Origin of the sequence: Rickettsiales endosymbiont of Peranema trichophorum (assembly GCF_004210275.1) — a bacterium.
GTDB lineage: Bacteria > Pseudomonadota > Alphaproteobacteria > Rickettsiales > Midichloriaceae > RICK02.
In genome coordinates, this window is the sequence record NZ_SCFA01000036.1 from 1 (window position 1) to 6,655 (window position 6,655).

General features: G+C 41.2%; 5 protein-coding genes. 2 read left to right on the forward strand and 3 right to left on the reverse strand.

The genetic code is table 11. The features are described 5' to 3' along the window. Window positions 1-351: PD-(D/E)XK nuclease domain-containing protein (locus tag EDM53_RS01650; RefSeq protein ID WP_207215406.1), on the forward strand; the 351-nt coding region annotated here is incomplete at its 5' end. Window positions 352-932: 581 nt separating this feature from the next. Here EDM53_RS01650 and EDM53_RS01655 read toward each other — a convergent pair. After that, the gene (locus EDM53_RS01655; protein WP_130121794.1) at window positions 933-2,702 is read right to left on the reverse strand and encodes a M3 family oligoendopeptidase; all 1,770 of its coding nucleotides are present in this window, start codon (window positions 2,700-2,702) and stop codon (window positions 933-935) included. 136 nt (window positions 2,703-2,838) lie between these two features. On the opposite strand from EDM53_RS01655, the gene EDM53_RS01660 reads away from it, so the two are divergent. Continuing rightward, on the forward strand, window positions 2,839-3,273 hold the full coding sequence (locus tag EDM53_RS01660) for a hypothetical protein (protein ID WP_165379550.1): 435 nt from the start codon (window positions 2,839-2,841) through the stop codon (window positions 3,271-3,273). On the opposite strand, the gene ftsY is transcribed toward EDM53_RS01660, so the two are convergent. Further along, a complete protein-coding gene (ftsY, locus tag EDM53_RS01665) occupies window positions 3,263-4,192 on the reverse strand; it encodes a signal recognition particle-docking protein FtsY (RefSeq protein WP_130121798.1) in 930 nt (309 codons plus the stop codon). The two genes, EDM53_RS01660 and ftsY, sit on opposite strands and share 11 nt — an antisense overlap. Window positions 4,193-4,220: 28 nt before the next feature. Further along, window positions 4,221-6,655: DNA gyrase subunit A (gene gyrA, locus EDM53_RS01670; RefSeq protein WP_130121800.1), on the reverse strand; the 2,435-nt coding region annotated here is incomplete at its 5' end.

Consider the following 6,655-nt stretch of genomic DNA (forward strand, 5'->3'; position numbering starts at 1 on the left):
GAGAATACGCCTGAACAAGTATTTCACGTGTTTATATTGGGACTAGTAGTAGGATTAAGAGGAGAATACTACATACGTTCGAACCAAGAATCGGGGCTTGGAAGATTTGACGTAGTGATGCTCCCAAAGCAGAGTGGGAGAGCGGGCATATTGCTGGAGTTTAAGGCAACAGACGACCCAAAGAAGCTAAAGGCGAAGGCGAAAGAAGGGTTAAAGCAAGTGAAGGACAAGCAATATCTGGAGCTGTTTAAGCAAAACGGTGTGAATGAGGTACTTGCAATCGGCCTCGCGTTTTGTGGAAAGCAACTGTGTTTGGTATACCAAAATGAGGACATATCTCCAAATGCATAACAGATTCTTGCACACATGACGTGTTTGCTGATGGAGTGGCATACAGTGATGAGCGTGTGGTCATATTATCTCTTCTCCATCACTTCTGAGGGACGGACTGTATAGTGAACTAGCATACGATCTGAAAGACTAGCTGATACCAAGTTTCATTTTTAAATGATTCAAAACGAATTTTGTGAAACTCGGCTCTGCGCAGGTATTTCAATACGCTTACGCGGCCTCATCCTCAAATCCATTTGCCTGATTTAATCTGAAACTTGGTATAATATCAAGGTAGATTACCACTCTCATGAGTATGCACAAAAATATTCACATTAATAGACTTCTTTCGAAACTTTAATATATGTGTATACTGACTGTAGTTCAATAAAGATATAATGGTTTTGGCATTAGACCCTTTCCTTTGCCTGATGAGGGGCCTGCCTAGTAGCCTTCTGTGGTCACTGCAGGCCTTCATCCTCTCTTCCTGAGCTTTTACGGCGTTTGTCAGATTAGAAGCTTTTACAGGCGCAACGCACACTGCACTATCAGCCTGGGATCAGTAAAGCCTACACTTGCGGGAGACCCCCTCCCCTACTCAGTTACTCCAACTGATCAAGCAACGTAGAGATCATGCTTAGCCCCTTATTCCAAAAGCCCTTATCTGCAGGATTGAGACCAAAAGGTTTTAACACTTCTTTGTAGGTCAACGTCCCTCCAGCCTTTAACATATCAAGATATTTGGCTTCAAAGCCCTCACATCCATCTAAGTATGTTTGATACAGCGAGTTTACTAGACAGTTGGCAAAGGCGTAAGAGTAAACGTAAAACGGAGAGTGTATGAAGTGAGGTATATAAGCCCACAAATACCTCACACCATGATCAAATTTCACCAATGGCCCCAGGCTTTCCTGCTGTGTGGTCATCCAAATATCACATATTCTCTCCACACCAACTTCTCCCATTTGCCGCTCTTTATGTAGACGCATCTCAAAGTCACAAAATGCAATCTGCCTGACAATGGTATTTAGCAGATCCTCAACTTTGCTTGCAATTAAAAACCGCTTCCTTTGAGTGTTATCCTCCTCTTTTAAAATATGTGCAAATGTCAGCTGTTCACCAAATATCGAAGCGACCTCAGCAAGTATCAGCGGAGTGTTACACATCAATGGCCCTTGTTCCTTTGCTAAAAATTGGTGTATGCCATGCCCTAACTCATGCGCGAGAGTCATAACATCCCTACCCTTTCCCAAGAAATTGACCATCAAGTATGGATGCATAGAACTACACGCTGGATGTGCAAATGCGCCGGAGTCTTTGCCTGGAGTGACTGGCGCATCTATCCAGTTATTGTCAAAAAACAACTTACCATAGTCAGCAAATTTTTTTGAGAAGCTTCCATAAGCTTCTAATACAGTTTCGACAGCTTCGCTCCATGCATATTCCTTTCCATCATCATTTGGTAGAGGTGCAAGCCTGTCGTAGTAGTTTAGCTGTTTGGTACCTAACCACTTTGCCTTCATGCCATAATACCTGTGAGACAACTTGGAGTAAGCAGATTTGACGGTATCTATCAATGTATCCACCACATCATCTTCTACAAAGTTGGATAAGTTTCTAGATGATATTGGTTGCGCAAATCCACGTAGCTTATCTTCCACATTTTTGCTTTTAGCCAACGTATTAGTGACAAGCGCAAATAGCCTCACATTTTCTTTTAGGATTTTACACAACGCTTGCGTTGCACTTTTGCGTATTCGTGGATCACTGTCAGACAGCTTATGCAGCACCTCTGCCATATGCATTTTATGACCAGCAACTGTAAACTTAAGCGACGCCATCGTCTCATCAAACAAGCGCTGCCAAGCTGTTGCAGTACCACTTACATTTTGTAGTATGGCCTCCTCTGACTCAGAAAGTTGGTACTTTTGAAATAACCTCAGATGTTCAAACCATGACCTATAACGCTGCAAAACTGGACTCTCCAAAAGCTTACTTAGTCTTTGATCGGATATTTGGTTGATTTGGAGAGTAAAGAAAACGAGCGCCGTACACAATTCCGTCAATATCTCTGAGATGTTTTGAAAGAACTGCACATTTTTTTCCTCGTTCATTTTGATCACATACTGTAAGTAAGCAAAAGTCGCAAGTTTATCAGACACATCCCTGATGCTTTCAAACCTTGTGATAGCCTTATACATCCCCTCACTTGAAAGCTCCACCACCTTATCTTTATAATCCGCGACGAAAGAAGTGATGTCTGCTTTGACTCTTTTTAAATCATCCTGTAGCGACCCGTCATCACTACCTTGATACAAATCGCTTAGGTCCCAATTTGGTGGTGTACAATCTTTCAAAGTGGATAAACTCATAAAGTGTTGATTTGTTTTAGTATATGCATATCATTCCTTATAATCATGAACCTATATTAAAACAATGAAAAACTTTTACTACCTCTTGATCACAATAGCTTTTCTACTTACTTCATGTGGATTCCAGCCAGTACACATGGTAAATACGAACCAGCAGAACATTCAAGCAATCAAGATAGGTAGCATCAGTAAAATAGGAGAGCATAAGAAAAACAATACGAAGGAATACGTTGCTTTTAGAGCTGCATTGGAACGGGAATTTGAGCACACAAAAGACCTGGAGCACAAGTATGTACTCAATATTACTTACCAAGTCTACAAAGAACCAACGGCGATTCAGTTGGACACCACTATCACAAGAGTGAACCTCAGAGTCACAGTGATGTATGAATTAATCGATCTGGAAAATAGACAAAACGTCCTCAAAGACAAGTTAATCAGCACAGAGGGGTTAGATCTTGCAACTTCACCATATTCTAACTATGTATCAGAAGAAGAGATCGCAATAAGAATAATGGAAACTTTAGCACACACATTAAAGTTGAAGCTTATTGCTTCAATCAAACAATAGAAAACAGGGAAGCAGCAAACTTGTGTGGGTCAAATGGCTCTAGATCTTCAAGGCTTTCACCACATCCTATGAAGTATATTGGAATTTGAAACCTCTTTGCTATTGCCACCACGATGCCTGCCTTAGCGGTACCATCAAGCTTTGTTATAACTAATCCAGACAAAGCATGCCCTGATGATTCAATCGTGCGCTTAAAAAACTCTACTTGTGATAGTGCATTTTGTCCAGTGGTAGCATCTAGTACCAGTACTATGTGGTGTGGCGCAGAGGGGTCAATCTTACCAAGCACTCTGAGTATTTTTCCAAACTCTTCCATCAGGTTAGCTTTGTTGTGCAAGCGACCTGCTGTATCGATTAATAAAACATCATCATTTTGCTGTTGTACAACCTTAAGAGCTTGGTAAGCAACGCTTGCCGCATCGCTTCTATCACCAGTAGCTTGCACAAATTGACAATCAATGCGTTGCGCCCACTCATTCAGCTGTAATTCTGCAGCAGCTCTAAAAGTATCGCATGCTGCTATCACAACAGAATGACCATTTTGTTTAAATTTGTGGGCTATTTTAGCAACGGTAGTTGTCTTACCATTCCCGTTGACACCACATACAACCACTACATGAGGCTTATGATCTATCAGCATTGGTTTATTAGCGGCCCCTTGAAGCATTGTAGCAATACATTCTACTAGAAACAGCTTCAGCTCTTCTTTACTTGCTCCTTTCATTGAATTATTGCCACGAAGCGTAGCCATAATTTCACTTGAAGACTCAACACCAATGTCACTTGCTATCAATAATTCTTCAAGCTCTTCTAACGCTTTACCATCAAATGCGGTGGAGCTAAATATATTATTGATGCTGTTTAACAATCTTAGAGATGTTTTCTGCAAACCAGACTTTAGCCTTTCAGATAACTGCATCAGCCTTCAACTCCTAACCTTCAAAACATTATGATTCTTCAGCAATTCTTGTGACTGAGATGACTTTTTCATCATCTTTCACACTGAAGATTTTCACGCCCATTGTGTTACGTCTAGTAATCCTAATGTCAGAGGTATTGGTTCGTATTAAAGTGCCAGCGTTCGTAATCAAAATTATGTCATCTTCTTCTAAGACAGGGAAAGTCGCAATCACCATCCCATTACGTTCCGATGTATCAATGTTTAGTATTCCTTTTCCTCCTCTGTCTGTAACTCTGTACTCGTAGGAAGACGTTCTCTTACCGTAACCATTTTCTGTAATGGACAGTATAAACTGCTCACCTTTTGCAAGCTCCAGCACTTCAGATACGGTCAGGTTTTGCAAACCATAGTCCTTTAGCTTCTCTGCTATCAAGTCGTGATGTTGTTCTGAATTCTCTTCCTTAGCGATGGATATGCGAACAGTATCGTCAATTTTTAAAAACTCTTCCCTCTTTTCAATCTCGATCTCACTAGATTTTAAAACAGACATCGATATCACCGCATCGCCTACTTTACCCAGTTGAATTCCTCTAACACCATCAGACGACCTACTTTTAAACACCCTAAGAACGCTAGCAGGGAATCTGATAGATTGGCCCATACGAGTGGACAAAAGGAGGTGCGCTGCATCATCGCACACAGTTATACCAATTAACTTGTCATCATCCTCTAGCTTCATTGCAATCTTACCATTGCTTTGAATATTGACAAAGTCTTCAAGACTATTTCTTCTGACGTTACCTTTGGCAGTTGCAAATACTATGTTAAGCCTTTCCCACGTACTTTTATCTTCTGGGAACACCATAATATTATTGATCTTTTCATCCTGAGCTAATGGAAATATATTGATCAAAGCACGCCCCTTTGTTTGTGGAGTACCCAAAGGCAGCTGATACACCTTGACCTTGTACACTTTTCCAATATCAGAAAAGAACAGAAGTGTATCATGTGTATTACAAACAAGAACGTCACTAGTTATGTCCTCCTTATGCATGGACACTCCACTCCTACCCTTTCCACCACGCTTTTGAGCACGATACGTGTCAAGAGCTACCCGTTTAACGTAGCCACCTAGGGTCAAGGTCACAACCATTTCCTCTCTTTGGATGAGCTCTTCAATGTCAACATCGTTGTCATCAAAGTGAAATGTGGTTTGGCGCGGAGTAGCGAACTTATCCTTTATTTCCAGAAGTTCTTGATGCATTAAAGAGAATAATTTCTCTTTTGAAGATAAAAGCCCAAGATACTCAGCGATTTCAACACTTAAAGCATTTAATTCCTCTTCGATCTTGCTTTTCTCTAGTCCAGTTAGCCTTTGGAGTCTCATTTCCAATATCGCTTTTGCCTGCTCTTCTGTTAAATAACAGCGTCCATCAATCACCTGATTTCTCTCGTCGTGTACCAACTCCAATAATGCAGTGATAGGTGATACGGGCCAGCTCTCATTCATCAAACGCTGTTTAGCAGTAGCACTATCAGGAGAGCTTTTGATCATTTGTATGATCTGATCTATATTGGAAACCGCAATAGACAGGCCGATTAAAAGGTGAGCTCTATCTCGCGCTTTATTTAAAAGATACGTAATCCTTCTGGTAATTACCTCTTCTCTAAACTCTATGAACGCGACTATTACGTCTTTTACATTCATTATCAACGGTATCCCTTTGTTAAGGGCCAGGAGATTATAAGAGATAGAGGTTTGTAGCTCTGTGTTTTTGTAGAGCTGCATTAAGACTACATTAGCCACAGCATCCTTCTTGAGCTCTATCACAATCCTCATGCCGAGCTTGTTGGTTTCGTCCCTTAGTTCATGTATGCCTTCTATGACCTTCTCCTTAACCAACTCTTCGATACGCTTGATAAGTTCAGACTTGTTGACCTGATATGGCAATTCTGAGACTATGATAGCTTCTCTACCACCTATTTCTTCAAAATCAACTTTACCTCTGACCTGAATCGATCCTCTACCGGTAGCAAGGGCAACTTTAGACTTGCTTGTTCCGAGAATCACACCGCCGGTTGGAAAGTCAGGGCCTGGTATGATTTCTGTGAGACGTTCGACAGATATGCTTGAATCTTTGATATAGGCACAACAGCCGTCTATCACTTCGCCCAAGTTGTGTGTAGGAATATTTGTTGCCATTCCAACTGCAATCCCTGTGGCACCGTTAACGAGTATATTAGGGAATCTTGCTGGGAGGACTTTCGGCTCTTTTTCGGAACCGTCGTAGTTCTCCTGAAAATCTACGGTTGCGTGTTCGATATCACCAAGCATTACGTTAGCTATCTCGGCCAACCTTATTTCCGTATACCTCATTTGAGCTGGTGGATCACCATCTACCGATCCAAAGTTTCCTTGACCATCAATTAAAGGGATTCTCAAGGAAAAGTCCTGAGCCATTCTTACAAGAGCTAAATATA

Coding starts and splice junctions, on each gene's coding strand:
- ftsY (WP_130121798.1), bottom strand. CDS start 4,192: ATGCAGTTATCTGAAAGGCTAAAGTCTGGTTTGCAGAAAACATCTCTA.
- EDM53_RS01660 (WP_165379550.1), top strand. CDS start 2,839: ATGGTAAATACGAACCAGCAGAACATTCAAGCAATCAAGATAGGTAGC.
- EDM53_RS01655 (WP_130121794.1), bottom strand. CDS start 2,702: ATGAGTTTATCCACTTTGAAAGATTGTACACCACCAAATTGGGACCTA.